Consider the following 24,574-nt stretch of genomic DNA (forward strand, 5'->3'; position numbering starts at 1 on the left):
CGCGTTGACGTGAGACGCCCCCGCCGAGGAAGGGTGGGGGCGTCTCTGCGTCACGCCACGACGGTCGCGGCGGCGGTGGTGGGGCAGGGGGTGGCGTCAGCCAGCGCCTCGTCGTCGTAGGCGAAGGCGGGTGCCGTCTTCGCGATCTCGACTGCGGGCGCCGTCCACCCGTCGCTCCCGCAGGCCAGCGTCTGTCGGGTGAGGACCGACGTGGTGTCCATGGGGGCTCCTTCTCTCGGTGACGCGCGATGACCACTCGAGGGATCAGGTCGGCCAGCCGTGCGCGGAGCGGCGCACATCACGTCGCCAGCGCGACGAACGGTAGGTCTGGGACGACGAGCGGTCATTCCGGTCCAGTCCATCCCCGCTGGACGTCCCCAAGGCGCGGCCCTCCACGGCCCGGCCTTCGCGCGCCCCCCACTCGCATCGGTCTGCGCGACGCTGGCCTCCGGCGAGGCAGGCAGGCAGGGGAGGCGTGGTGGAGCGGTTCGAGCTGTGGGAGCGCGCGATGGTCGACACGGCGGCGCGGTGGCGGCACCTGGCGACGCTGCTGGAGGAGTCCCGAGAGTCGACGCGCCGGTGGTCGGGGCCGTTGGCCGTGCTGGGGGCGATCGTCGGTGACGAGCTGGGCGCACGGGCCGCTGCAGCGTCGCGGTGGGAGAGCGGCATGCGGGGGCTGGTCCACGACGTACGCGGTGTGGAGGCGCAGGTCGTCGCCGACCTGTCGCGGTTGGCGCGGCGGGTGCTGCGGTGAGCGCGGAGGCGGCGGCGCTGGCCGCCGAGCTGGCGGCGGCCGGCCACGCGTCGGGCGTGGCCGCGGTGCGGCTGGAGGAGTTTGCCCAGGAGGCGGAGCGGCGGTGGCCGCCGGGGGTGTGGCGGGGGCAGGCCTGGACGACGTACGCCGCGCAGGTCGCGACGGCGGCGAGCGAGACGCGTACGTCGGCGCGACGCTGGCGACGGGTGGCGGAGGAGCTGCTGGTGCTCGCGGAGCGAGTGACGGCCGGCGAGGTGTCGGTGGACGAGGCGGGCGAGCTGGTCGCGGGCCTGGCCGCCGGAGGCTCTTTGTCGACAAAGAGCTCGGGTGGCGGCGAGGAGGTCGACGAGGTCACGCGCCGGGACCGGGCCCACCGGGCCGCGGTCGCCCTCGACGCGGCAGCCGGGCGTACGCGGCGTGCTGACGGCCTGCTCGACCCCGACGAGGAGGTCGTCTGGCGCAACGCCCGTTCGGTCGACCGGATGCTCGACCGGACCCCGGGGGCGACCGTGTGGGCCTACGACCCCGACGCCTTCGACGGCGACGGTGCGGTCGTGGTGGGGGTCGGCGACGTGCGGGAGGCCGACCACCGCGTGGTCCTGGTGCCGGGGGTGGGCACCGACGTACGCGACGTCGGGGTCCAGGTGGAGCGGGTGGAGGCGGTGGTCGCTGCCGCGGAGCAGCACGGCCCGGCGGCCGGGTGGTTCTGGCTGGGGTACGACGCCCCGGACGCCGTGACCGACGAGGCGGCCCGCACGCAGGCCCGCGCGGAGCAGGGTGGGGAGGTGTTGGCGCGCGACGTGGCCGGGTTGCGCGCCGCACTCCCCGACGGGCCCGGCGAGGAGGCCCGGTGGACGACGCTCGGCCACAGCTACGGCGCGACCACGACGTCGTACGCCGCCACCCACGGCGCGCTCGACGCCGATGCGGTCGTCCTGGTGGGCGCGCCCGGGGCGGGGGCGGCCGAGCAGGCCTCCGACCTGGGCGTGGACGAGGTCTACGTGGGGCGTGACAGCCGCGACGTCGTCGCCACCCTCGGTGGGGAGGGGCGGGCCGGGCGTGAGGGGGTCGGCCTGGGCCTCGACCCGGCGTCGGAGCAGTTCGGTGCCGTGCGGTTCCGCGCCGAGCGCCCCGACCGGGGATGGACCCTGGGGGGGGCGAGGCCCACTCCGGCTACTTCACTCCGGGCGGTGAGTCGTTGGGCAACATCGGTGCCGTCGTGGCGGGGGAGGTTGACCGGGTGGAGCTGGCCGCGCCCGCGGGCGACCCCTGGTGGGGTCGCCCGCGGGATCCGGAGTGGCGTCGTGGGGTGGAGGGCTCGCCGTGACCGGTCAGGCCCGCAGCGTCTGCGTGGTGGGGGAGCGGTCGGGAACGGTGAAGGTGGCGGTGATGGTCCCGGTGAAGGAGCCGACGTTGACGGAGTTGTTGCTCCACGTGAGTGTGAAGACGACCGGGAACGCGGCGCCCTGCCCGGCGGCGATCGAGACGTAGCGGGTGTTGGCGGCGGTGTCCTTCGTCCACGAGGCGGTGGTCGGCCAGCCGGTGGCAGAGATGGTCAGGGCCGGCACAGCCTCGGCGCCCATGTTGCCCTGTGTGGGGTGGAAGTACGCCTCGGCCATGCGCAGGACGAGGAGCGACCCGGTCGGTGCCGAGGTGGCCGTCGTCGAGATGGTCATCGTCTTGCCCGACGTCGACACGGAGCCGCTGAGGGTGGGACTGGGGGCCAGGCCGGAGCCGGCGAAGGCCGGAGCTGCGGTGCCGACCACGATGGCCGGGGCGGTCCAGGCGGCGGTCCGCAGGACGGCGCGGCGGCTGGGGATGTACGGGGTGTGGCTCGCCGTACGGGCGCGTGCTGCAAGCATGAATGTTCCTTGAGGGAGAAGAGATGTCGGCCCGATGGGGCCCTGCTGAATGCGCGGTGGGGGTGACCGGTGCGCGCGTGCATTCGAGCAATCGAGGAAGGGGCGTCCAGGCGGAAGTGGCGTGCTTTTACGCGCGGTTGAGTGAGTTACCCAATCCGGCATAAGCAGTTCAGTTTGAACGGATTATGTCCGTCCCCAGCGCAGCATGACCCGTTGGGAGGGGGTGGCTAGACCACGGCAGCTCGGCTCCGGACAGGTCGGAGCCGAGCTGGTGGGTGGTGAGGGGTCAGGCGTTCGACAGCACGATGTTGAGCGTGGCGTCCCGGCGTTTGCCGTATCAGACCGCGTCGAGGGCCTGGGTCTCGCCCCCGTCGGCCAGCGCCGTGGTCGGCGAGAGGGCAGTGAGGCTCGACGCGGCGAGGAGGGCGGCGTACGCGAGGGTGCGGCGAGGTCCGCGGGGGTGGAGCGTTCGCCGGTGACCCGATGTGGTCACGTGCGGTCCTTCGGGTGGCGGGGGAAGGGCGCGCTGGGGGACGCGCCAGCCGTGCAATGTGTGGTCGGCCGGGGCTACGGGACGAGTGTCGACGTAGGTCGTGGTGGTGGACCAACCCGGAGTCCCGACGATGGCCATGGGCGTGGGTGCTGCCGTCGAGTAGCCGTTCGGCAGGCCGATGAGGATCTGCAGTCCGTCGGTGGCGAAGGTGTGGGAGTTGGTGACCGCGAGGGTCCCGGAGAAGTGCTTCGCCGTCGCGCCTTGCGTGATCTCGGTGGTGGGGAGCTTGCTGAAGGTGAACGCCCACGAGAAGACATGCCCAACAAAGCAGAGAGTTGCCGGCTCGTAGGTGCAAAACACTCCGATGCGTCGCTTGTCTCCACCGAGCGGCGTGCATGCTGCGCGACTTGGCCGAGTTGGACACAATCGCCCGATGCAGACTTCCGTGACGACGTACGCGCGCCTCGCGCTGGCCGTCTACGTGCTGGCCCTAGCCGTGGTGTTGTTCCAGCCGACGCCGGAGATTGCCTCGGGCACCGTCCTGAGCTTCGAGGACGTCCTGGTCCGGTTCGGGATCCCCGAGACGCTCGTCGGCTCCGGGCGCGTTGAGTTCGTGCTCAACGCGCTCATGTTCGCCCCGATCCCGTTCCTCGGGGCGTGGGTCTTCCCGTCCCTCCGCTGGACCGACTGGGTGGCCTACACCTTCCTGGCCTCGTCGGCGGTGGAACTCACCCAGGGCGTCCTCCTCAATGCCAGGACGGCCCAGTTCGTCGACATCGTGGCGAACACGCTGGGTGGAGTGCTCGGGGCGGGGGCTGCTGCGGTCTTCGCGACGCTCTTCGTCGGAGCCTCGTGGATGCCCCCATCGAGGGATGGTGCAACCGTTCGGACGTCATCACACTGAGTCCACGAGCGCAGGCTCGAGGGTTTGGAGGGGCCCTGACCACGGAAAGGTGCCCCGATGTCCTCCAGCCCCGCCGCTGCTTGACAGCCCCTGCCCCCAGACGTCGCCGACTGGATGGGCATGTGTGAGTCCTCGGAGCCCGAGGAGCGACCCGGGCTGTTCGTCTTTCCGGCGCAGCGCAGCTGGCGAGAGCGGCTGCGGGAGGCGCTGGACGAGTGATGGATCCCGTCGAGGCTCAGTCGCGCGCGCGCAGCACCACGAAGGGTTCCGCCGCCTCCACGCCGATGTGGCTGCCCCAGAAACGTGCGCGCTCTTCCAGAGCCCTCAACGATCTCGGGTGGGGGTAGTCGCGCAGCTCGGTCTCGTACTGGTCCATCGCCTCGAGCTTGCGTTCCAGGGTCTCGGACACGTCGACGTACCAGTTCGGCTGGAAGCCGCTGTCCGGCAGGGGCCAGGCCCATTCGGTCGATGACGGGGTCTCGAAGGCAAGGATGCGCTTGAGCCATGGCGTCGAGTACGGCCGGCATGCGGTCCAGGTGGCGCGCGACACGATCCCGTGGTCGGTGTTCACGTCGACGGGCGTGTGGGTGTACACGGTCTCGGGCTGGAGGTCGAAGACGAAAGGCTCGAGGGTCTGGGTGACCTCGATCAGCGGCACGGCGTCGAGGCGCTGGTCCGGCATGTCCAGGAGCCGGATCGACGCGAAGCCGATCTTCTCCGCGCTGCGTCGGGCGGAGTCGCGCAGGGTCTGCTCAGCACCCTGCTCGTAGCGCGAGGAGGCGCCCTCTGACATCACCAGCGCGTGAACCTCGTCGCCCCGGGCCACGTGCTTCGCGAGTGTGCCTCCAGCGCCGAGGATTTCGTCGTCGGGGTGGGCGGCGACGACCAGGACTACGGACATCAGCGGGTCTCCTCGGGGCGGGGGCCATGGCCCAGGGACCAGGCGACCCAGGCGTCGGAAGGTTGGTCGAGTCGCGCTCCGACGCTCAGGCCGGCGCGGGCAGCCCACTCGTGGGCGTGGAGATGGGGGTGCACGCTGGTGCCGACCTCGGTGATCAGAATCGTCCCGCTGCCGGTGGCAACGGTGAGCCCGGTACGGTCCACCGCTACGACGGTGCCAGGGGCTGCCGGGGAGTCACTCGACCCAGGCGGAGTCGAGCGCCACAACGTGAGGCGCTCACCCTCTAGATGGGTGAACGCGCCAGGGTAGGGATCCGTCTGGGCGCGGATCCAGTCGTGAATCTCCTGGGCGCTGCGGCGCCAGTCGGTGACACCCATGAGGGGCACCCGCTTGGGCAGCAGGTTCGCCCTCGACTCGTCCTGACGACGGGGCACCACCTCGCCGCGCAGGAGCGGACCGAGGTTGTCGGTCAGCATCGAGGCGCCCAGGGCCGCGACCCGCTCGTAGACAGTCGCGCAGGTGTCCTCGGGGTCGATGGGCGTGCTGCGCTGGTCGACCACACCGCCCGTGTCGACGCCGGAGTTGAGCAGCATCATCGTGTTCCCGGTCTCGCGCTCACCACGGATGATCGCCCAGTTCACCGGTGCCCGGCCGCGGTTGTGCGGCAGGAGGGAGGCGTGGAAGCCGATGCAGCCATGTGTGGGCAGCTCCAGCAGCTCGTCGTGGATCAGACGCGTCCACCCCACAACCGCCACGAGGTCAGGGGCGAGAGCGCGGATCGCCGCCACCGATTGAGGAGCGTTGACGTCCTCGACGAGGACCACAGGGATCTGGTGCTCCGACGCACGTGAGGCGATGTCCACGGTGCCGGACACCTTGGCCCCCGCTTCAGGCGTGAGGGTCACCACCCCGGCGAACTCGCACTCAGGAGAGGCGAGGATGGCATCGAAGGCGGCGAGGCACTCGTGCACCGCACCGATCAGGACCACGCGACCATGTGACACACGCGGAGCCTAGCGTCGGTGAGACCGCGGTTACGTGGTGGCCCGCTGCGTAGTGCACCATGTGTGTCGTGAATCGGCAGGGGAGGCGACACACCGTGGGGGCGTTCGAGCGACTCGTCGCGGGCGCTGGACTCGTCGTGAGTTCCCCCGCAATGGCCCTCAGTGCTGTGGCCATCAAGGCCAGCTCTCCGGGCCCCGTTCTCTTCCGCGCTGAGCGGGTGGGGCACGCCGAGGTCCCCTTCACCATGTACAAGCTGCGCACCATGCACCAGGGGGCGCAGGCTGCCGGTTCCATCACCGGAGGCCGCGATCCCCGCATCTTCCGCGCGGGTCAGGTCCTGCGCTCGCTGAAGCTCGACGAGATCCCGCAGCTGGTCAACGTGGTGCGCGGCGAGATGAGCTTCTTCGGGCCGCGGCCCGAGGCGGTGGACGTCGTCGAGAAGCACTACGCCCCGTGGATGATGGAGTCGCTGGAGGTGCCTCCGGGCATCGTAGGTCCGGGCAGCCTTGGCTACTTCCTCGAGGAGGATCAGCTGCCGGACGATCCGGCCGAGGCCGAGCGTCACTACGCAAGCGTCCTGTTGCCGCGCAAGATCGCTCGTGAGCTGGTCTACGTCCGGCGACGTACGTTGGCCTACCGCCTTGAGCTCCTGCTGCGCACCCTGCTCGGCATCGTGAAGTTGCGAGGCCTCCTCAGCGGTGCCGCCGAGCGCGAGGAGCGCGCGGCAACCGAGATCCTTTGCAGTCTCGGCGAGCTGCCGGCCGAGCCGACCACCCTGCCGGTCTCGGGTGACCGCGGTGGCGACGACCATGACCCGAGGTGAGTGACTCCGTGACCGACTTCCTGCCCTTCGCCCTGCCCGACGTGGGTGAGCCCGAGATCGAGGCGATGGTCGAGGCCGTCAGGTCCGGTTGGGTGTCGTCCGGCCCCAAGGTGAAGGAGTTCGAGGCCGCGTTCGCCGCGGCCATCGGCGACGGTGTCGAAGCGGTGGCCCTCAACTCGGCCACGGCAGGACTCCACCTGGCTCTCGAAGCCATCGGTGTCGGTCCGGGCGACGAGGTGCTCGTCCCCACGTGGACCTTCACGGCCACGGCCGAGGTGGTTCGCTACCTGGGCGCGACCCCCGTGCTCGTCGACGTCGACCCCGTGACCCTCAACATCGACCTCGCCGACGCGGCCACCAAGGTGACTCCCGCGACGCGCGCAGTCATGCCGGTGCACTTCGCCGGTCTCCCGATCGACCACGAGGCGATCACCGACTTCGCAACGACCCACCGCCTGGCCGTGGTCGAGGACGCCGCGCACGCCTTCCCCGCGTCCCACGCAGGCGTCAACGTGGGCGCCGGCCGGAGCGAGGCCACCGTCTACAGCTTCTACGCGACCAAGACGATGACGACGGGAGAGGGCGGGATGCTCGTCACCCGCGACCCGGCGCTCGCCCAACGCGTTCGGGTCATGCGTCTGCACGGGATCAACCGCGACGCGTTCGACCGCTACCGCTCCGACAAGCCGGCATGGCACTACGAGGTGGTCGCACCCGGTTACAAGTACAACCTCACCGATCCCGCGGCGGCGATGGGTCTGGTCCAGCTCGGGCGGGCCGGCCAGATGCGCGACCGTCGTGCCGAGATCGCGTCCCTCTACGACGCTGCCTTCGCCGACCTCGACCTCGAGCTCCCGTCCTGGGGCGGCGAGGGAGTGGGTCACTCCTGGCACCTCTACGTCGTACGCCTGCCGCAGGGGAGCGACCGCGACGCGTTCGTCCGCGCGATGGCCGAGCGCGGAGTCGGGACCTCGGTCCACTTCATCCCTCTGCACCTCCAGCCGTACTGGCGTGACCTCGGCGGCCATGCGCGCGACGACTTCCCCGTGGCCGCACGGGAGTTCGATCGGGTGGTGAGCCTGCCGATCTTCTCGAGCATGACGCCCGAGCAGGTGCAGAAGGTCATCGCGGCCGTGACGGCGACGCTCGGCGGGAGGCGAAGTCGGGTGAAGATCGGCCTGCTGACGCAGTGGTACGACCCCGAGCCCGGGCCTGCCGCGCTCCCGGGAGCGCTGGCGCGTGGGCTCGTCGCTCGCGGCCATGACGTCAAGGTCGTCACGGGCTTCCCTAACTACCCGACCGGTCAGGTCGCCCCCGGCTACCGGATTCGGCCGCGCATGGTCGAGGAGCTCGACGGTGTCGAGGTGACGCGGGTGGCGCTCTACCCGTCGCACGACGACTCCGTGCGCAGCCGGGTCACCAACTACGGCTCCTTCGGGGCGTCCGCGGCGCTCATGGGTGTGCGCAAGGCGTTCGCCGGGATCGACGCGCTGTGGGTCAACTACTCCCCGGTGACCGTCGCCGCGCCCATGCTCGCCCAGTCGTGGTTCCGCCGCACCCCCAGCGTGGTCCACGTCCTGGACCTGTGGCCGGACACGCTCACCGCCACCGGCTTCGCCGGCTCCGGCATCGCCTCGAGGGCAGCGGTCGTCGGTCTCAACGGCCTCTGCAACGCCATGTACCGGGCCGGGTCCAAGGTCGCCTACGTCTCGCCCGGCGTGGGTGAGAGGTTGCGCGAGCGCGGCGTGCCGGAGTCCAAGCTGGCCTACGCGCCGCTCTGGGCCAACGAGTCCCTCTTCACGCCGCGCGAGCGTCAGACCGAGCGAGGATTCGGCGTGACCGAGCATGACCGCGTCCTGCTGTACGCGGGCACCCTCGGCCGCGCCCAGGGTTTGGAGCCGCTGGTGCGTGCCGCTGCGCGGCTGCGTGACGCCGGGCTGGTGTGCCTGGTCGCGGGGTCCGGCACCGAGGAGCAGCGTCTACGTGAGGTGGCCGACGAGATGGGGGCCACCAACGTACGGTTCCTCGGACGTCTCGCACCTGAGGAGATGCCGACGCTGATGGCGGCGGCGGACGTGCACTACGTCTCCCTCAACGACGACCCCCTGGCTCGGATCACGATGCCGAGCAAGCTGCAGGCCACGTTGGCGGCAGGAGGGTCGATCATCGGCATGCTGTCGGGCGACGCGGCTGACGTGGTCGCCGACTCCGGCGCAGGCTGGGTCTGCCGGCCCGACGACGTCGAGGGTCTGGCCCGGGTACTGGCCGAGTTCGTCGCCGAGGAGCCCGCTGCCGTGGCGGCCCGGGGCGTCGCTGGCCGCGCCTATTACGAGGCCCACTTCTCCCTCGCCCGCGGGGTCGAGCGCATCGAGTCTCTGCTGACTGAGGCGGCGGGGGTGGCGTCGTGACCACGTTGCACAGACTCACGGCGGCCGACGTGCCGGCCGCGGCCGAGCTGCACCGCCGCTCCTTCCCCTCCTTCTTCCTGAGCGAGCTGGGGCCTGCCTTCCTGCGTGAGTTCTACCGGGGCTTCCTCGCAGAGGGGGCCGTGACCGTGGTCGCGCGGGACGAGACCGGACGTCTCGTCGGCGTCGTCGTGGGCCACGTCAACCCGTCCGGCTTCTTCCGCCGGCTGCTGGTGAAGCGGTGGTACGCGTTCGCCTTCGCGAGTCTCTCCCTGGTCGTGCGCCGTCCCTCGGTCGTACCGCGCCTGTTCCGGGCCCTGACTTACCGTGGGCAGGGTGGTGAGGAGCAGCCGCGCGGCGCTCTTCTCAGCTCGATCTGCGTCGAACCGGCCATGCAGGGCACCGGAACGGGACGCCTGGTCCTCGAGGCGTGGCTGCGAGAGCTGGAGTCGCAGGGCGAGACCCGTGCCTACCTGACCACCGATGCCGTCGACAATGACAGCGTCAACGCCTTCTACGTCCGATCCGGGTGGCGGCTGTTCTCCAGCTACGAGACACCTGACCAGCGCAGGATGAACTGTTACGTCTGGTCGGCGAACACGTCAGGCGACCAGAGCGATGATCCATGCACAAAGGGGAATGAACAGTGAGTTCGACCACCGAGGGCCCGATCCTCGTCACCGGAGGCACCGGCTCGTTCGGATCCACGATGGTCCGTCGCCTGCTCCAGACCGACGTCGAGGAGATCCGCATCTTCAGCCGCGACGAGGCCAAGCAGGACGCGATGCGTCGCGAGCTGGCTGACAGTCGCGTCCGCTTCTACGTGGGCGACGTCCGCGACTCCCGCGGCGTCGAGGACGCGGTGCACGGGGTGCGCCACATCTTCCACGCAGCGGCCCTCAAGCAGGTCCCGAGCTGCGAGTTCTTCCCGCAGCAGGCCGTGATGACCAACGTCCACGGCAGTGACAACGTCATCCGCGCCGCCGAGCGTGCCGGTGTGAAGTCGGTGGTGTGCCTCAGCACCGACAAGGCCGTCTACCCGGTCAACGCCATGGGCATCAGCAAGGCGATGATGGAGAAGGTCGCCCAGTCCTACGCCCGCAACTGGTCCGACACCGGCACGACCGTCTCCATCACCCGCTACGGCAACGTCATGTACAGCCGCGGTTCGGTGATCCCGGTCTTCGTGCAGCAGCTGCGTGACGGCAAGCCCTTGACGCTGACCGACCCCGACATGACCCGCTTCCTGATGTCGCTCGAGGACTCGGTCGACCTGGTCCAGTACGCCTTCGACAACGCGCGTCCCGGTGACATCTTCGTCAGGAAGGCGCCGGCCTCGACGGTCCGCGACCTGGCGCTGGCGGTGGCCTCGCTCTTCGGCAACGACAACCCGGACATCCGCGTCATCGGCACCCGTCACGGCGAGAAGCTGTACGAGTCGCTGCTGGGTCGCGAGGAGCGCCAGAAGGCGGAGGACCGCGGTGACTACTACGCGGTCCCGCTGGACGCCCGAGGCCTGGAGTACGAGCTCTTCTTCGACGAGGGCGACGCCGACCTTCCCGACGAGGACTACCACTCGCACAACGCCGAGCGCCTCGACGTCGAGGGCGTCAAGCGCCTGCTCCTGACGCTTCCGGAGATCCGGCGCGAGCTCACCGTCGCCGGCATCGACCCGGAGAACGCACTGTGACCGCTGCGCGTCGCATCGCGATCACCGGAGGCTACGGCTTCCTCGGCTGGCACACCGCTTGCCGGCTCCGGGCCCTGCACCAGGTCGAGCCCGTACGTCTGGGGCGCGACGACTTCGCCGACCCGGCCCGCCTCGTCGAGGCGCTGCGCGGCGTCGACGCAGTGATCCACATCGCGGGCGTCAACCGCGCCGACTCCGACGAGGCGGTCGAGCAGGGCAACGTCGATCTGGCGACCACGCTCGCCGCCGCCATGCGTGAGGTCGGCACTCCCTTCGACGTGGTCTTCGCCAACTCGATCCAGGCGCAGTTGGACAACCCCTACGGTCGCGGCAAGGCCGAGGCCGCGCGGATCGTCCAGGAGGCCGCCACCGAGCTGGGCGGCCACTTCGCCGACCTGCTGCTGCCCAACCTCTTCGGCGAGCACGGCCGACCGGGCTACAACTCCTTCGTGGCGACCTTCGCCCACGAGGTGGCGGCCGGCCGGGTGCCCACCGTCACCGGTGACCGCGAGATCGAGCTGCTCCACGCCCAGGACGCGGCCGCCGCGCTGATCGAGGCGCTGGGCAGCGACGTCTCCGAGGTCGTACCGGCCGAGGCCATCGGCATCGGCGAGGTGCTGCGGTTCTTCCTCGAGACGCACGAGCTGTACGCCACGCGCGGCGAGGTGCCTGACATCTCGACGCCGATGCGCCGCAACCTCTTCAACACCTACCGCGCCGCCGCCTTCCCGGACATGTGGCCCATCTCCCCGCAGGTGCACGGTGACAACCGCGGCGACCTCTACGAGACGGTCCGCGCCCACGGCGGCACGGGCATGGCGTTCATGTCGACGACGCTCCCGGGTCAGAAACGGGGTGAGCACTACCACCTGCACAAGGTGGAGCGCTTCATCGTGGTGAAGGGGGAGGCGGAGATCGAGCTGCGTCGCCTGCTGCATGACGACGTGGTGACCTTCCGCCTGAGCGGCGACAAGCCGTCGTTCGTCGACATGCCCGCCCTGTGGGTGCACAACATCCGTAACGTGGGGGACACCGAGTTGGTAACGATGTTCTGGGCAGACCAGCTGCTCGACATGGACAACCCGGACCAGTTCCCCGAGACGATTGCCCAGGAGGCAACCGCATGAAGGTCATGACCGTGGTCGGCACCCGCCCGGAGATCATCCGGCTCGCCGCCGTGATCAAGCGGCTCGACAACACCCCCGGCATCGAGCACGTCCTGGTCCACACGGGTCAGAACTACGACTACTCGCTCAACCAGGTCTTCTTCGACGACCTGGGCCTGCGGGCTCCGGACCACTACATGGGCGTCGACACCTCGAGCCTCGGCAACGTCCTGGGTGGCGTCCTCGTCGGCACCGAGAAAGTGCTGCTCGAGGAGAAGCCCGACGCCATGCTGGTCCTGGGCGACACCAACTCCTGCGTGGCCACGGTGATGGGCAAGCGGATGCGGATCCCGACCTACCACATGGAGGCCGGCAACCGCTGCTTCGACGACAACGTCCCCGAGGAGACCAACCGTCGCCTCGTCGACCACGTCGCCGACTTCAATCTGCCCTACACCGAGCACGCGCGCCGCAACCTGCTCACCGAAGGCCTGCACCCGCGCCAGATCCTGGTGACCGGGTCACCGATGCGTGAGGTGCTGGAGGAATTCCGCGACCAGATCGACGCCTCCGATGCCCTCGACCGCCTTGGTCTGACCTCGGGGGAGTACTTCCTTGTCAGCGCCCACCGGGAGGAGAACGTCGACCTCCCCGAGCGCCTGGAGAAGCTCTTGGAGTGCCTCGTGGCGGTGCGTGACCAGTTCGACAAGCGTGTCGTCGTCTCGACCCACCCCCGCACCCGCAAGAGGCTCGAGGCCCTCGACAGCGAGCTCGACCTGAGCAACATCGACTTCATGGAGCCCTTCGGCTTCCACGACTACAACAAGCTGCAGCTCGAGGCGGCGTGCGTGCTGTCGGACTCCGGCACCATCTCGGAGGAGTCGTCGATCCTGGGCTTCCCGGCCATCACGCTGCGTGACTCGATCGAGCGCCCGGAGGCCCTCGACAGCGGTTCGATCATCATGACCGGCCTGGACCGGGACGACGTCGTACGCGGCGTCGGCATCGCGATGGCCGACGGCACGGTTGTCTCGTCACACCCGGCCGGTTACGAGATCAACGACACGAGCAACCGGGTGGTGCGCTTCATATCGTCGACAGCGGGGCGTCATTCTCAATGGGCGGGGTTGCGGAAATAGCCGAGCACGCAGGAGACGGGCGCAGCGACGCCCGGCGCGTCTCCGTTTCGTTTGCCGCCAAGCTTGGCAGCGCGCCCCTAGTCGCGGGCTGCTGGTTCCTGGCCACCTATTGGGTTCTGGACACGGTGGGTGTGTCAGGGTTCGCAACGTTTTCCATCATCGCCGGTTTGGCAGCTGTGCTCCCGTTCCTCGACCTTGGTCTGGGCGTCGCGGCCATGGACGCCGCCGCGCACCAGCGGCAGGACCTTGACGACGTGGTTGGCACCACGACCGGTCTCCTTGCCAAGGTCGCCGTCGGCGTGCTGGTCGTCGCCACAGTGGGCGGGGCTGCCGGTGCTTTCCCTCCGATTCTAGGAATCGAGGGCTCCGGGTCCACGTCTCTGGCCGTCTGGCTGGCGCTCGTCGCCTTCGCGCTGTCTCTTCCGATGAACGTGGGCCCGCGATTGCTTACTGGACTGGGCCTGAATCACTGGATGGTGGGTTTCCAGACCATCTCGGTCCTCGTCATGCTGGCTCTGGTCTTCTTGGGCAGGACCGTGGGCGGCGGCCTACCGGTCTTCGCGATGGCCCCTTTTGGGGGCGTCCTCATCTCCAACTTGCTGGCCTGCGTGGTGGTCGCACCGCGGATAGGGACGTCCATCCCTGAGGTCGTCCGCAAGGTGGCCACCGGCAACTACCGTAAGGTCGCTGTCGCTGGCGTAGCCGGACCGATGTTCCTGATCACGCTAATCCTTCCGGTCGCCTACCAACTCGATCGGATCATGCTTGCCCACGTCAGTGACTCGGCGAGCGTCGCAGAGTACGGGGTGCTCTATCAGCTCTTCGGTCCAGCGCTGGGGTGGTGGGCACAGCTGCGATGGTCTTGTGGCCAATCTTCGCTGGGGCGAGGGCCTCGGGCAGGATGACATCCACCCGCTGGCAGCGCACCTTCTTCCTGTTCGCGCTGGGCGGCTTGGCCGCCAGCGGTGTCTTCGTCGTCGCCGCGCTCCCGGTCTCCAGCTTGATCTCAGGGGGTCGCGTGGACGTCGGGTGGTCGCTGGCTTGGGCCTTCGCCCTGCTCTTGCTGGTCCAGACGTTGCAGTACCCGGCTGCGATGTTTCTGACCACACCCCAGGGTCTGGTGTTCCAAGCCTGGCTGCACGTGGGCATGGTCGCGGTAAACGTGCCGCTCTCGCTGTACTTGGCTCACGTTTGGGGTGCCTCGGGTCCTGTCTGGGCTTCTGTGTTCACCGTAATACCCATTCTGACTGTCCCGATGACGGTCAGGACCTTGAGGCTTCTGAAGGGTTGAACGCGTAGTTGCGGGGGCGGCGGAAGCCGTCCGCTTCGCGGGGTACGGAACTGAGCAGGTCGCGGCGCCACAAGGTGCGGTGGAGCGCGGCATACATGCGACGCTCCTCGGGGCGGCGTCGCAGGAGCGCACGGATCCACCGCAGCCCGACCCCCAAGCGCTGGACGGCGATCAGGAGGTGACCCGTGCCAGGAAACTCCCTCTCCCAAAGCAGACGCTCGCTGGTCATTGCCTCATCGAGCGTCTGGAAGTCCAAACCGCGAGTCATGACGCCGCCGGCGTGAACGACGCGCGCCTTGAGCGCAAGTCCCACAGAGATGCCCAAGTGGCGGGCGCTTAGGGACAACGCTCGATCCTCCTCGTAAAGGAAGAAGCGCCGGTCGAGTCCGTCGAGTCGGCGCCAAGTCTCCGCGGTCATAGCGATGACGGCACCGCTCCCACCGAACTCGGGCGGGAAGGGCACGAACCGCCCGTCCTGAGCGCTGAGCTGGCTGACGAAATGGGTCTGCCTGCGGAGCCCACGCTTCCATCCCAGCCCGATCCAGCGCGCTAGCAAGGACCGGGGCGAGAAGGTCGTCAGCGCGATGTGCGGTGCTACCGGGCCATGCGGCGTCGTCAACTGCATGGGGTAGACGATGGACTCGTCACGGGCCGCCAGCGCGCTGAGCTCGGCCAGAGAACCCGACTGGTACACGACGTCGCTGTTGGAACAGACGAAGACGAACTGCTCGTCCGGCACGGAATCGAAACCTTGGTGGAGTGCCCAGGCGTAGCCGGCGTTACGAGGGGCCGCAATGTGGATCGCTCCGTGGCGCAGGCAGAGCTCCACGGCGGACTGGCCGGGGGAGGTGTCAACGACTCGGGCCTCGGCAGCGGACTCGCTAGCAATGCTCTTCAGGCATTGGTCAAGGTCGTCCAGACCGCTGTAGAACACCACGGCCACTACGGTCTTCATGACGTCACATCCTTTGACTGACTTCTGCTGGGTATCCCATGGGCCGCGAGCAGCACTGCGAAGAACACCGCCCCCACCGGCGTCTCGATCATGGGTTCGATCATGGAATGGATTGTGATCGCGACCAGCGGAGCAGCCGCCACTGTCCACCGTCGCAGCGGGCGGGGGCACAGGACGACCATCAGCACAAGGGTGCCGACGAGTCCGACCTGGATAAGCCAGGCGAGCACGAAGTTGTGCGGGTAGGCGATTGCCGTCCGTGCCAGCATGTCGCTAGTTCCGCCCCCTGGCCCAAGACCGAAGATGAGGCTGGTCTCCCACTGGTCAACTGCGAACGACCAGAGGTCCGTGCGTCCGGAGGTGTAGTCGGTGTTGACGCCGGGCTGGGTGAAGCGCCGGAACCAAAACCATTGTTGTTCGGCTGCGACGAAGACGAGCACGGTGCCTGCGAGAAGTGCCGCCAGCGGCTTCAGCGCGGCCGCCACCCCACCTTTTCTCTCCAGGAAGAAGAGCAGCGCCAAGGCAGCCACCTCACCAATAAGGGCGCCACGGGAAGCCAGCGCGAACGGGCCGCGAGCAACGGGAGAGACATGAGCAGTAGAAGCCGCGAACGCGCACGCCCGGCGCTGAAAGCGGCGACGCCCGCCGCAGCCGCGAGTCCCGCCGCGTAGTTGCTGGTGCCGATAGCGGACTCGAAGACGCGGGCCCGCGAGTAGCCGGCGGTGTCGGCCAACACGGCACCTAGCGCCTCCATCGCCCCGGGTAGCACGGTCGCGACCAAGCCGGCGGCAGCGAACACCGGTGTTGCCGTGTCGGGCCGGCCCGGCAGCATGCGCAGCAGCAGCAGGTATGCCGGAAGAGTGATAAGCGCGACTGCCGCCACCACGGCTGAGGGCTCCGTAGGCGGGATCGTGAGCCAATATCCCCCCACGAGCGCCGTAACCGTCGCCAAACCGAGGGGGAAAGTCGTCCGTCTGCGAATAGTTAGGTTGGCGAAGAACACGCCGCCCGCGAGTGCCATCCCCGTCCACACGACGCCCGGGACGCCGGCGGTGACTGTGAGGGCCTGAACCGCTGAAGCCGCGACAAAGAAGTATGTAAGGCGATGGCTGCCGGCCGCTGCGCTAAAGAAGGTGGCCAGTGTGACAAAACCCACCACCGCCGCGTCTGGGCCGAAGGAGTCCAGCAGCGGTACGCCTAACAAGAGGGGGATGAGCCCTCGGTGAGGTGAGGTCACAGTCGGTGGAGGAGCCTCGCGTGTCCCGCTCATCGTCGACCTTTTACATCAGAACGCCGCTCCCGCACCAGCTCGTCGGCCCACGTGACGCCCGCTGCAGACCAGTAGTGGTCGGTGTTGGCGCCTATTGCATCCACCGGCAGGGCCATGACCTCACACAGTGTTTCGAGCAGGGCCTCGGCCCCTACCCCACCCGCGACGAACGTGCCAGGGTCGTCGGCGAGCCACTCGGCCATCGCTGTTCGCGGATGGACGACGACCAGGGCACCACACGCGCGGGCCTCGAACGCGGGTAGACCGAAGGACTCGATCGTGCTGGTGATCACCACTGCGTGGGACGAACGGAAGAGCGCGGCCAGTTGCTCGGAGGCGAGCTGCTGGTGACTGAAGGAGTCAGAATCCAGATGGAGCCCGACAACGTGGACCTCAGTGTCGGAAAATTGGCGTCGAGCGGCGTCGACCAGATCCCGCGCAATCTCCGGATGCTTGTGCGCGTTGCTTCCGGTGAGCACGGTGATCCTGCGTTCACGGGGGCCCTCCCCGGGTTGGTGGACGCCGGAGATTCCTTGGGGAATGACGATCGAATCCGCGCCGGTAAGGCCCCTCCACAGTTCGACAGACTCGCGGGAGACGCAGACCGTGGTGTCGGCGAAGCGGTGGGTCGCCCGGATGATCCCGCGCATGACCTTGGCCCGGAAGCCGTGCATCGCGACGCCTTCCGGGTGCAGGTACAGGATGTTCTGGATTACGTTGACGACCCGTGCGCCCCGGCCGGTCCTGCCCACTCGTGCGGCACCACCACCACGTCCGCCTTGGCTCGGCGGCTCCACGAGCGCATGCGCGCGAAGTCGCGCGCCAAGCGGGCGAACCCCACCCGGGGCGCGACTTCGATGAGTCGGGAATGCTCGGGCCACGAAGCCCTGCCGTCCCATCCGGTGGGGACGACCGCCCAGAGGTCCACTCGAGGGTCGTTCTGAAGCGTCTCAACCAAGCCACTCATGAAGGTAGAGCCGCCCCCACTGGCGCGCGCGAAAGATGTGAGGAGCAGAAGGACGCGCGTGGTTGGTGCGACGTCCGGGGTTCTCACTGGTGGTCAGCCAGCGCTGTTGATCATGCCGGCGCCGACGGTCACGCCGGTCGCCTCGTCGATCAGGATGAAGGAGCCGGTGGTGCGGTTCTTCGAGTATTCGTCGACCAGCAGCGGCACGGTGGTGCGCAGCTGGATGCGGCCGATCTCGTTGAGGCCGAGCTCCTTGGTCTCCTGGTCGCGGTGCAGGGTGTTGATGTCCAGGCGGTACTGGATGTCCTTGACCAAGGCGCGGCCCGTGCGGGTGGTGTGCTTGATGGCGAGCTTCTGGCGCGGACGCATGGGCTCGTTGGTCATCCAGCAGACCATCGCGTCGATGTCCTGGCTCGGCTTCGGGGCGTTGTTGACGCGGGCGATCATGTCGCCACGGCTCACGTCGACGTCGTCCTCGAGGCGCACGGTGACCGACATGGGCGGGAATGCCTGGTCGATCTCCTTGTCGAAGAGGTCGATGCCGGCGATCTTCGAGGTCATGCCGCTGGGCAGGACGATGACCTCGTCGCCCTTCTTCAGCACGCCGCCGGCGACCTGGCCGGCGTAGCCGCGGTAGTCGTGGAACTCGTCCGACTTGGGACGCACGACGTACTGCACGGGGAAGCGGACGTCGACGAGGTCGCGGTCGCTGGCCACGTGCACGTGCTCGAGATGATGCATGAGGGTCGGACCCTCGTACCACGGCGTGTTCTCGGAGCGGTTGACGACGTTGTCACCCTGCAGCGCCGAGATCGGGATGACCTCGAGGTCGGGGATGTTGAGCTTCGTCGCGAACTGCTTGAACTCGGTGTGGATCTTGTCGTAGACCTCCTGGTCCCAGTCGACGAGATCCATCTTGTTGATCGCCAGCACCAGGTGCGGCACCCGGAGCAGGCTCAGCAGCACAGCGTGGCGACGCGACTGCTCGGTGAGACCGTTGCGGGCGTCGACCAGCACCAGGCCGAGGTCGGCGGTCGAGGCGCCGGTGACCATGTTGCGCGTGTACTGGATGTGGCCGGGGTGTCGGCGATGATGAACTTGCGCTGCGGCGTCGCGAAGTAGCGGTAGGCCACGTCGATGGTGATGCCCTGCTCGCGCTCCGAGCGGAGGCCGTCGGTCAGCAGCGAGAGGTCGACGTAGTCGTCGCCGCGGTCGGACGACGTCTTCTCCACGGCCTCGAGCTGGTCGGCGAAGATCGACTTGCTGTCGTAGAGCAGGCGACCGATGAGGGTCGACTTGCCGTCGTCCACCGAGCCGGCGGTGGCGAAGCGGAGAAGGTCCATCTGAGGCTTCTCGGTGGTGATCTCCGGGTTGAGTCCAGCGGTGGCCATCAGAAGTAGCCTTCCTTCTTGCGGTCTTCCATGGCAGCTTCGGAGAAGCGGTCGTCACCGCGGGTCGCCCCGCGCTCGGTCAGTCGCGCCACCGAGATCTCCTCGATGATCGCGTCCAGGGTGTCGGCCTCCGACTCCACGCAACCGGTCAGCGTGATGTCGCCGCAGGTGCGGAAGCGGACGGTGCGCTCGGTGACGACCTCCCCGTCGCGCAGCGGGTTGAGCGGGTCTCGCTCATCAGCATGCCGTCGCGCTCGAAGACGCGGCGCTGGTGGGAGAAGTAGATCGAGGGGATCTCGATCTCCTCGCGGCGGATGTAGTCCCAGATGTCCAGCTCGGTCCAGTTGGAGATCGGGAAGATGCGCATGTGCTCACCGGCGTGCAGGCGGCCGTTGTAGAGGCTCCACAGCTCGGGGCGCTGGTTCTTCGGGTCCCACTGGCCGAACTCGTCGCGGTGGGAGTAGACACGCTCCTTGGCGCGGGCCTTCTCCTCGTCGCGGCGACCGCCACCGAAGGCGGCGGTGAAGCCGTTCTCCTCGATCGCGTTGAGCAGCGTCGGGGTCTGCAGGCGGTTGCGCGACGTCTTGCCGTCGTCGATCACGATGCCGCGGGCGATCGCGTCGTCGATCGAGGCCACGACGAGCTTGACGCCCAGGCGCTGGACCCAGCGGTCGCGGGTCTCGCCGACCTCGTCGAAGTCGAGGCCGTTGTCGATCTGGAGGATCGGGAACGGGATCTTGGCCGGGTAGAAGGCCTTCTCCGCCAGGCGGAGCATCACGATGGAGTCCTTGCCACCGGAGAACATCAGGACCGGCTTCTCGAACTCGGCGGCGACCTCACGGAAGATGTGGATCGACTCCGCCTCGAGCTGGTCCAGCTGACTCAGCTGGTAGTCGGCGTGCGTCTGGGTCATGGTGATTCTTCGGGACCTCTCCTTGGGACAGCAGCGGCCATCGTAGCCCTGCCGTTGGATCGAGATGAAACGCGTCTTGGCGCAGGGCTAGGGGTGGTTGCCCGCGTCGCTTCCACCGTCGTGGCCGGGCTCACGGCCGACGTCACGCTGCGGTGCTGCCCCGGCGCCCGCCCCGCGGCCCCGCAGGCTCTCGGGGTGGAACTCCGGGACGTCCAGCTCCTCGACGGTCGGGGCGCCCATCATCGGCAGGCCGACCGAGCGGCGGATCACGCCCCACACCAGCGGCACGAGGACGACCATGGCGATGCCGACGTACGCGACGAGCATCGGGTTGGTCTCGTCGGCGCCGGCGCCGAGGGGAGCCCAGCCCGCCTTGTCGAGCAGCGCGATGCCCGACATCGTCAGCACCACGACGATGCCGCGGCGGGATGAACGACTGGCGGATGCGCGGCGCCAGCTTGGAGCCGAGGATCGTGCCGGGCACCGAGCCGAGCACCAGCGGGACCGTGATGCCCCAGTCGAGGCCGTGGATCGCGATGTTGGAGATGGCGGCGGCCAGGACGAGCGGCACCGCCTGCACCAGGTCGGTGCCGACCAGCTTCACCGCACTCAGGCCGGGGTAGAGCATCAGCAGGCAGATCATGATGACCGAGCCCGAGCCGACGCTGGTGATGCCGACGAGCAGGCCGCCGGCCACGCCGACCAGGAAGGTCGGGAGCGGACGGATCTTCGGGTCGTCGTCGCCCACGAACGTGCCGCGGCGCACGCGCAGCAGGTTGAGGTAGAGGCGGCCGGCGTAGGTCGCGGCAGCGAGCAGCAGCGCGAAGCCGATGCAGAGCTTGAGGGTCTTGTCGAGGTGGTCGGGGGAGTCGGTGAACCACGACACCAGGTAGGGCCCGAGCAGGGCCGTGGGCACCGAGCCGAGGATCAGCCACTTCGCCAACTGCATGTTGGGTGAGCCCTCGCGCTTGTGCACGATGGCGCCGCCGGTCTTGTAGACCGCAGCCGCGGTGAGGTCGGCAGTGACCACCGTGGCGGTGTCACCGACGCCCAGGAAGATCAGGGCGGGCGTCATCAGGGCGCCACCGCCCATGCCGGTGAGGCCGACGACGATGCCGACCACGAAGCCGGCGATCATCACGGAGAAGAACGACCAGGTGATCCAGTCGACGAGGGTGAGCGCGTCCATCGGTCCTCAGTCCCGGGTCAGCGGCGGGATGCCCGCCTGGAGGAGGGACGTGATCCGCTGGGCGGCGACCTGGGCCCGCTCGCGTCCACGCTTGTAGGGGTCTGTGATGTCGTGCTCCGGCGCCCGCGGTACGCGGTACTGCCCGGCCCACTCGATCAGCTCGCGGCCGCGCAGGTCACTGCCCTGCACCGTCTCGGCCCACTGGGCGAGGGTGAAGATCTTGCGGAAGGCGCGGGGGTGCCGCTCCACCAGGTGGTCGGCGTGGCTGGCCTCGGCGGTGAGGATGAGGTCGGCGGCGTCGACCGCGTCCTCGCTCACCGCAGCGGCCCGGAAGTGCCCGTTGGTGACGCCTTGGGGCAGGAACTCCGAGATCACGGCGTCCATCGAGCGCCCCACCTTGGCGTCGGTGCCGATCGAGGCGAACTCCACCGCGTCGCCCACGATCGACTGCGCCGTGAGCTCCATGAAGGGGGAGCGGCAGACGTTGGCGGTGCAGACGAAGATCACCGAGAGCCGGTCGGCTGCGCGGGCACCGCGCCGCGACGGCGTGGGGTCGGCGAAGAGGGACGGGGCAGCCGGTGCCGGGGCGGCAGCGACCGGGAAGGGCTCGACCCGCGACCGGCTACCCGACGTACGCACGTCCAGCAGCCCGCTCTCGGCCAGCGCGTCGATGACGTCGTCGAGGGCGTCCTCGACGGAGCGTCCGGTCGTGTCGACGACGACGCTGGCGTCGTCAGGGGCCTCGTAGGGGGAGGAGATCCCGGTGAACTCCGGGATCTCGCCACGCCGGGCCTTGGCGTAGAGGCCCTTGCGGTCGCGGCGCTCGCACTCCTCGACCGGGGTCGCGACGTGCACCAGGAAGAAGGCGCCGCCGGCCGACTCGACCATCTCGCGCACCTCGGTGCGGGTCTCGGCGAAGGGGGCGATCGGGCTGCAGACCGCCAGCCCGCCGTGGCGGGCGATCTCGGCGGCCACCCAGCCGATGCGGCGGATGTTGGTCTCGCGGTCGGCCTTGCTGAAGGAGAGGCCGGCGGAGAGGTTGCGGCGCACCACGTCGCCGTCGAGCGAGGTGACGGTGCGCTGGCCCTGCTCGAGGATCCGGTCCATCAGGGCGCGGGCCAGGGTCGACTTGCCGCTGCCGGAGAGGCCGGTGAAGAAGAGGACGAGGCCCTGCTCGGCGGGCGCGGGGCGGTCGCGCCGCACCACGGCGGCCACGCCGGCCGGGAAGTCGGTGAGGGTCGGCTCCTCCGCACGGGGCGGGATCGGCCAGACCGCGTCGCCACCGGCGTACGCAGCGACCACGCGCTCACGCAGGCGCGCGTCGGCGGCGGGGTCGCCGTGTGAGGCCAGCGGCACGGCCACCACGACGGCGTCCGGCAGCTCGGCGGCGGCCGCGAGGGTGGCGCGGACCAGGGCGACCGGCGAGAGTCTGGGCGTGCCGGCGCCGGTGAGGGCCAGCAGGACCAGGGCGCCGCGGTGGCGCAGGCGGCCGATCTCCTCGGTGGTCAGGGCGTCGTCGACCGGGATCCAGCTGCGACCCGGGTAGGACGAGCGGGCCTGGGCCGGGCTGAGGTGCAGCCGGCGGAAGGGGCCGTACTGGGCGTGGGTCAGCGCGACCAGGGAGCCGTCGGCCTCGAGCCGCGCCAGCGGCATCCCCTCGGGGTCGACCAGCTCGACGGCGCGGCCCTGCAGCTCCTCGGGGAGGTCGAGGGTGACGAGGGCGTCGGCGTCACGCGGGTCGTCGAAACGCGTACGCGGTGCCAGGGCGCCACTCAGCAGGAGCTCGAGGTCGTCGAGCTCCCTGGGCGACGGGCAGTGCTGCGGAAGAGAGGAGGACACAGGCGCCATCATCGCAAGGTCTAGCAACTCAGTGAAGCAACACCTCTTCCTTGGACGCGTCGCGTGGCTCACGCACGCTCACAGGCCCGGGGTGACCTGTCTCACCCATGAACTGCTTGCAATTGCTAGCACGTGCTAGCACCATGGAGACATGCCCAAGGAGAAGCCTGCCGACAAGCCGGAGAAGACCTCCGTGCTCGGCAAGACCGCAGCGACGGCCAAGGCCGGCGTCGCGGTCGGTGTGGGAGCCGGGGCCCAGGTGGGCGCCGGGGTCAGCAAGGTCGGTGACTTCCTCAAGGAGCAGCGCCAGGCCTCGCGGCTCTCGCTGCGTCAGCTCGCCGACCTGGCCGGGGTCTCCAACCCCTACCTCAGCCAGATCGAGCGGGGCCTGCGCAAGCCGTCGGCCGAGGTGCTCCAGCAACTCGCCAAGGCCCTGCGGATCTCCGCGGAGCAGCTCTACGTGCAGGCCGGCCTGATCACGCCCGACAGTCCGGCCGCCACCCGGACCAGCGTCGAGGTCGCCGTCCTCGCCGACCACCGACTCACCGCCAGCCAGCGCCAGTCGCTGCTGGAGATTCACGCCTCGTTCGTCGCGCTCAACGGCACCGGCGACCTCGCGGATCCCGCCTCGGAGCCCGAGCCTGTGCCCGAGCCTGAGGCCACCCCCGGCGAATGAACGCCACCCCATTCGTACGACCCGCTGGAGGGGCGGGACGTCACCCAAGGAGAGGAACCATCATGGCCACCACGACCAAGATCGACGTCAAGGCCGTCCGCGACGAGGCCGGCCGCGTGTTCTACGCCGGCGTCGGCGTCAACGACCTGGCCGTCGCCACGGTGCTCGACACCGTCAACGACGTGACCAAGAAGGCCACCGACCGCTTCACCGGCGTGCAGGGCGCAGTCGAGACCCGCGTCGCCGCCGCGAAGAAGATCGACCTGGCCCCCAAGGCGCTGTACGCCCAGGCCACCGGCCTCGTCGGCACCGTCACCAAGGACGCCAAGGCAAAGCTCGCCGGTCTCGAGACCGAGGTCAAGGGCGCGCCCACCAAGGCCAAGGGCCTGCTCGACCAGGGCGTCGGGACCTTCACCACCCAGTACGCCGAGCTCGCCAAGCGCGGTGAGGTCGTCGTCGACCGCCTGCGCAAGCAGGAGAAGGTCGCCGGCGCGGTCGGCAAGGTCTCGCTCGTCTCCGAGCGCGTGGAGAAGGTCACCGAGATCGTGACTGACCGCGTCGAGAAGGTCACCGACAGCGTCACCGACGCCGTCGAGATGATCACCGAGTCGGTCACCGAGACCGTCGCCCCCGTGCGCAAGATCGTCCGCCGCAAGGTCGCCGAGGTCGAGGAGACCCTCGAGCTCGTCGTCGACGACGTGGCGACCAACGTGGCCGAGGGTGCTGACGAGGTCAAGGCTGCCGTCACGGAGCCGAAGGCCCCGGCCGCGAAGAAGGCCCCGGTCAAGAAGCCGGTCGCCAAGCCCGCTGCCAAGCCGGCCGCGAAGAAGGCTCCGGCCACGAAGGCGCCCGCCAAGGCGGCACCGGCTGCGCCGGCCGCCACGAAGGCGCCCGCCAAGAAGGCTCCGGCCAAGAAGGCCCCGGCCGCCAAGAAGGCTCCCGCCGCTGCTCCGGCTGCCCCCGCCACCCCGGCGGCGCCGAAGACCGACGCCTGAGTCGTA

The 24,574-nt window shown here is 69.2% G+C and carries 23 protein-coding genes and 3 pseudogenes; 14 read left to right on the forward strand and 12 right to left on the reverse strand.

All coding sequences use genetic code 11. The annotated features are described in order from the left end of the window. Positions 1-50 precede the first annotated feature (50 nt). Positions 51-221: a hypothetical protein gene (locus tag E2C04_RS17580; RefSeq protein WP_158630566.1), complete on the reverse strand. Its 171-nt coding sequence runs from the start codon at positions 219-221 to the stop codon at positions 51-53. Positions 222-478: 257 nt separating this feature from the next. On the opposite strand from E2C04_RS17580, the gene E2C04_RS02705 reads away from it, so the two are divergent. The 3 genes and pseudogenes from E2C04_RS02705 (at position 479) to E2C04_RS19155 (ending at position 2,081) form a co-directional block, all read left to right on the forward strand. Next, positions 479-754, forward strand: coding sequence for a hypothetical protein (locus tag E2C04_RS02705; protein ID WP_135831441.1), 276 nt, complete (start codon positions 479-481; stop codon positions 752-754). 482 nt (positions 755-1,236) lie between these two features. After that, positions 1,237-1,776 (forward strand): annotated as a pseudogene (locus E2C04_RS21780) (alpha/beta hydrolase); the annotation flags it as partial. 119 nt (positions 1,777-1,895) lie between these two features. Then, positions 1,896-2,081, forward strand: coding sequence for a hypothetical protein (locus tag E2C04_RS19155; RefSeq protein ID WP_238694404.1), 186 nt, complete (start codon positions 1,896-1,898; stop codon positions 2,079-2,081). 4 nt (positions 2,082-2,085) lie between these two features. Here E2C04_RS19155 and E2C04_RS19160 read toward each other — a convergent pair whose 3' ends face one another. After that, the gene (locus E2C04_RS19160; RefSeq protein ID WP_188420687.1) at positions 2,086-2,616 is read right to left on the reverse strand and encodes a hypothetical protein; all 531 of its coding nucleotides are present in this window, start codon (positions 2,614-2,616) and stop codon (positions 2,086-2,088) included. A 337-nt stretch (positions 2,617-2,953) separates the two neighbouring features. Continuing rightward, positions 2,954-3,469 (reverse strand): hypothetical protein, encoded by a 516-nt coding sequence (locus E2C04_RS02715; RefSeq protein WP_135831443.1) that lies wholly within the window; start codon positions 3,467-3,469, stop codon positions 2,954-2,956. A 73-nt stretch (positions 3,470-3,542) separates the two neighbouring features. On the opposite strand from E2C04_RS02715, the gene E2C04_RS02720 reads away from it, so the two are divergent. After that, positions 3,543-4,013 (forward strand): VanZ family protein, encoded by a 471-nt coding sequence (locus E2C04_RS02720; RefSeq protein ID WP_158630567.1) that lies wholly within the window; start codon positions 3,543-3,545, stop codon positions 4,011-4,013. A gap of 235 nt (positions 4,014-4,248) precedes the next feature. On the opposite strand, the gene E2C04_RS02725 is transcribed toward E2C04_RS02720, so the two are convergent. After that, positions 4,249-4,914 carry a PIG-L deacetylase family protein gene (locus E2C04_RS02725; RefSeq protein ID WP_135831445.1) on the reverse strand — a complete coding sequence of 222 codons (666 nt, stop codon included), beginning with the start codon at positions 4,912-4,914 and terminating at the stop codon, positions 4,249-4,251. Next, positions 4,914-5,903, reverse strand: a complete 990-nt coding sequence (locus E2C04_RS02730) for a methionyl-tRNA formyltransferase (RefSeq protein WP_158630568.1) — start codon at positions 5,901-5,903, stop codon at positions 4,914-4,916. Before E2C04_RS02730 ends, E2C04_RS02725 begins: the two co-directional genes overlap by 1 nt. A gap of 74 nt (positions 5,904-5,977) precedes the next feature. Here E2C04_RS02730 and E2C04_RS02735 point away from each other — a divergent pair, with 74 nt between their 5' ends. The 8 genes from E2C04_RS02735 to E2C04_RS02770 are packed head-to-tail and all read left to right on the forward strand — an operon-like array spanning position 5,978 to position 14,373. After that, complete coding sequence (locus E2C04_RS02735; protein WP_135831447.1) at positions 5,978-6,742, forward strand: sugar transferase; 765 nt, start codon at positions 5,978-5,980, stop codon at positions 6,740-6,742. Continuing rightward, complete coding sequence (locus tag E2C04_RS20655) at positions 6,739-9,150, forward strand: aminotransferase class I/II-fold pyridoxal phosphate-dependent enzyme (RefSeq protein ID WP_135831448.1); 2,412 nt, start codon at positions 6,739-6,741, stop codon at positions 9,148-9,150. Before E2C04_RS02735 ends, E2C04_RS20655 begins: the two co-directional genes overlap by 4 nt. Then, on the forward strand, positions 9,147-9,797 hold the full coding sequence (locus E2C04_RS02745; RefSeq protein ID WP_135831449.1) for a GNAT family N-acetyltransferase: 651 nt from the start codon (positions 9,147-9,149) through the stop codon (positions 9,795-9,797). Before E2C04_RS20655 ends, E2C04_RS02745 begins: the two co-directional genes overlap by 4 nt. Further along, positions 9,794-10,837, forward strand: coding sequence for a polysaccharide biosynthesis protein (locus E2C04_RS02750; RefSeq protein ID WP_268234011.1), 1,044 nt, complete (start codon positions 9,794-9,796; stop codon positions 10,835-10,837). Before E2C04_RS02745 ends, E2C04_RS02750 begins: the two co-directional genes overlap by 4 nt. Beyond that, the gene (locus E2C04_RS02755; RefSeq protein ID WP_135831450.1) at positions 10,834-11,964 is read left to right on the forward strand and encodes a polysaccharide biosynthesis C-terminal domain-containing protein; all 1,131 of its coding nucleotides are present in this window, start codon (positions 10,834-10,836) and stop codon (positions 11,962-11,964) included. Before E2C04_RS02750 ends, E2C04_RS02755 begins: the two co-directional genes overlap by 4 nt. Further along, positions 11,961-13,082, forward strand: a complete 1,122-nt coding sequence (gene wecB / locus E2C04_RS02760) for a non-hydrolyzing UDP-N-acetylglucosamine 2-epimerase (protein WP_135831451.1) — start codon at positions 11,961-11,963, stop codon at positions 13,080-13,082. The genes E2C04_RS02755 and wecB overlap by 4 nt, the downstream gene beginning before the upstream one ends. Then, on the forward strand, positions 13,061-13,987 hold the full coding sequence (locus tag E2C04_RS02765) for an MATE family efflux transporter (protein WP_135831452.1): 927 nt from the start codon (positions 13,061-13,063) through the stop codon (positions 13,985-13,987). The genes wecB and E2C04_RS02765 overlap by 22 nt, the downstream gene beginning before the upstream one ends. Beyond that, positions 13,984-14,373: a hypothetical protein gene (locus tag E2C04_RS02770; protein ID WP_135831453.1), complete on the forward strand. Its 390-nt coding sequence runs from the start codon at positions 13,984-13,986 to the stop codon at positions 14,371-14,373. The genes E2C04_RS02765 and E2C04_RS02770 overlap by 4 nt, the downstream gene beginning before the upstream one ends. Here the strand turns inward: E2C04_RS02770 and E2C04_RS02775 are convergent. From E2C04_RS02775 to cysC, 7 genes and pseudogenes are all read right to left on the reverse strand, one after another. Beyond that, complete coding sequence (locus E2C04_RS02775) at positions 14,345-15,328, reverse strand: glycosyltransferase family 2 protein (protein ID WP_135831454.1); 984 nt, start codon at positions 15,326-15,328, stop codon at positions 14,345-14,347. The two genes, E2C04_RS02770 and E2C04_RS02775, sit on opposite strands and share 29 nt — an antisense overlap. Continuing rightward, a complete protein-coding gene (locus tag E2C04_RS20660) occupies positions 15,325-16,359 on the reverse strand; it encodes an O-antigen ligase family protein (protein ID WP_275106552.1) in 1,035 nt (344 codons plus the stop codon). The genes E2C04_RS02775 and E2C04_RS20660 overlap by 4 nt, the downstream gene beginning before the upstream one ends. A 235-nt stretch (positions 16,360-16,594) precedes the next feature. After that, positions 16,595-17,350, reverse strand: a complete 756-nt coding sequence (locus E2C04_RS02785) for a glycosyltransferase (protein WP_158630571.1) — start codon at positions 17,348-17,350, stop codon at positions 16,595-16,597. 308 nt (positions 17,351-17,658) lie between these two features. Then, positions 17,659-18,956 (reverse strand): annotated as a pseudogene (locus tag E2C04_RS02790) (sulfate adenylyltransferase subunit 1). Next, positions 18,956-19,869: pseudogene (gene cysD / locus E2C04_RS02795) on the reverse strand (sulfate adenylyltransferase subunit CysD). The pseudogenes E2C04_RS02790 and cysD overlap by 1 nt, the downstream one beginning before the upstream one ends. A gap of 142 nt (positions 19,870-20,011) precedes the next feature. Then, entirely contained in the window at positions 20,012-21,058 is a 1,047-nt protein-coding gene (locus E2C04_RS02800; RefSeq protein WP_238694406.1) for a sulfite exporter TauE/SafE family protein, read from the reverse strand. Between the two features lie 6 nt (positions 21,059-21,064). After that, entirely contained in the window at positions 21,065-22,897 is a 1,833-nt protein-coding gene (gene cysC, locus E2C04_RS02805; protein WP_371870071.1) for an adenylyl-sulfate kinase, read from the reverse strand. Positions 22,898-23,048: 151 nt separating this feature from the next. On the opposite strand from cysC, the gene E2C04_RS02810 reads away from it, so the two are divergent. Both E2C04_RS02810 and E2C04_RS18200 read left to right on the forward strand, forming a co-directional pair. Then, a complete protein-coding gene (locus tag E2C04_RS02810; RefSeq protein WP_135831457.1) occupies positions 23,049-23,573 on the forward strand; it encodes a helix-turn-helix domain-containing protein in 525 nt (174 codons plus the stop codon). Positions 23,574-23,635: 62 nt separating this feature from the next. Beyond that, entirely contained in the window at positions 23,636-24,568 is a 933-nt protein-coding gene (locus E2C04_RS18200) for a hypothetical protein (protein ID WP_158630572.1), read from the forward strand. Positions 24,569-24,574: the final 6 nt, after the last annotated feature.

It is taken from the genome of Nocardioides daphniae, assembly GCF_004777465.1.
Taxonomy (GTDB): domain Bacteria; phylum Actinomycetota; class Actinomycetes; order Propionibacteriales; family Nocardioidaceae; genus Nocardioides; species Nocardioides daphniae.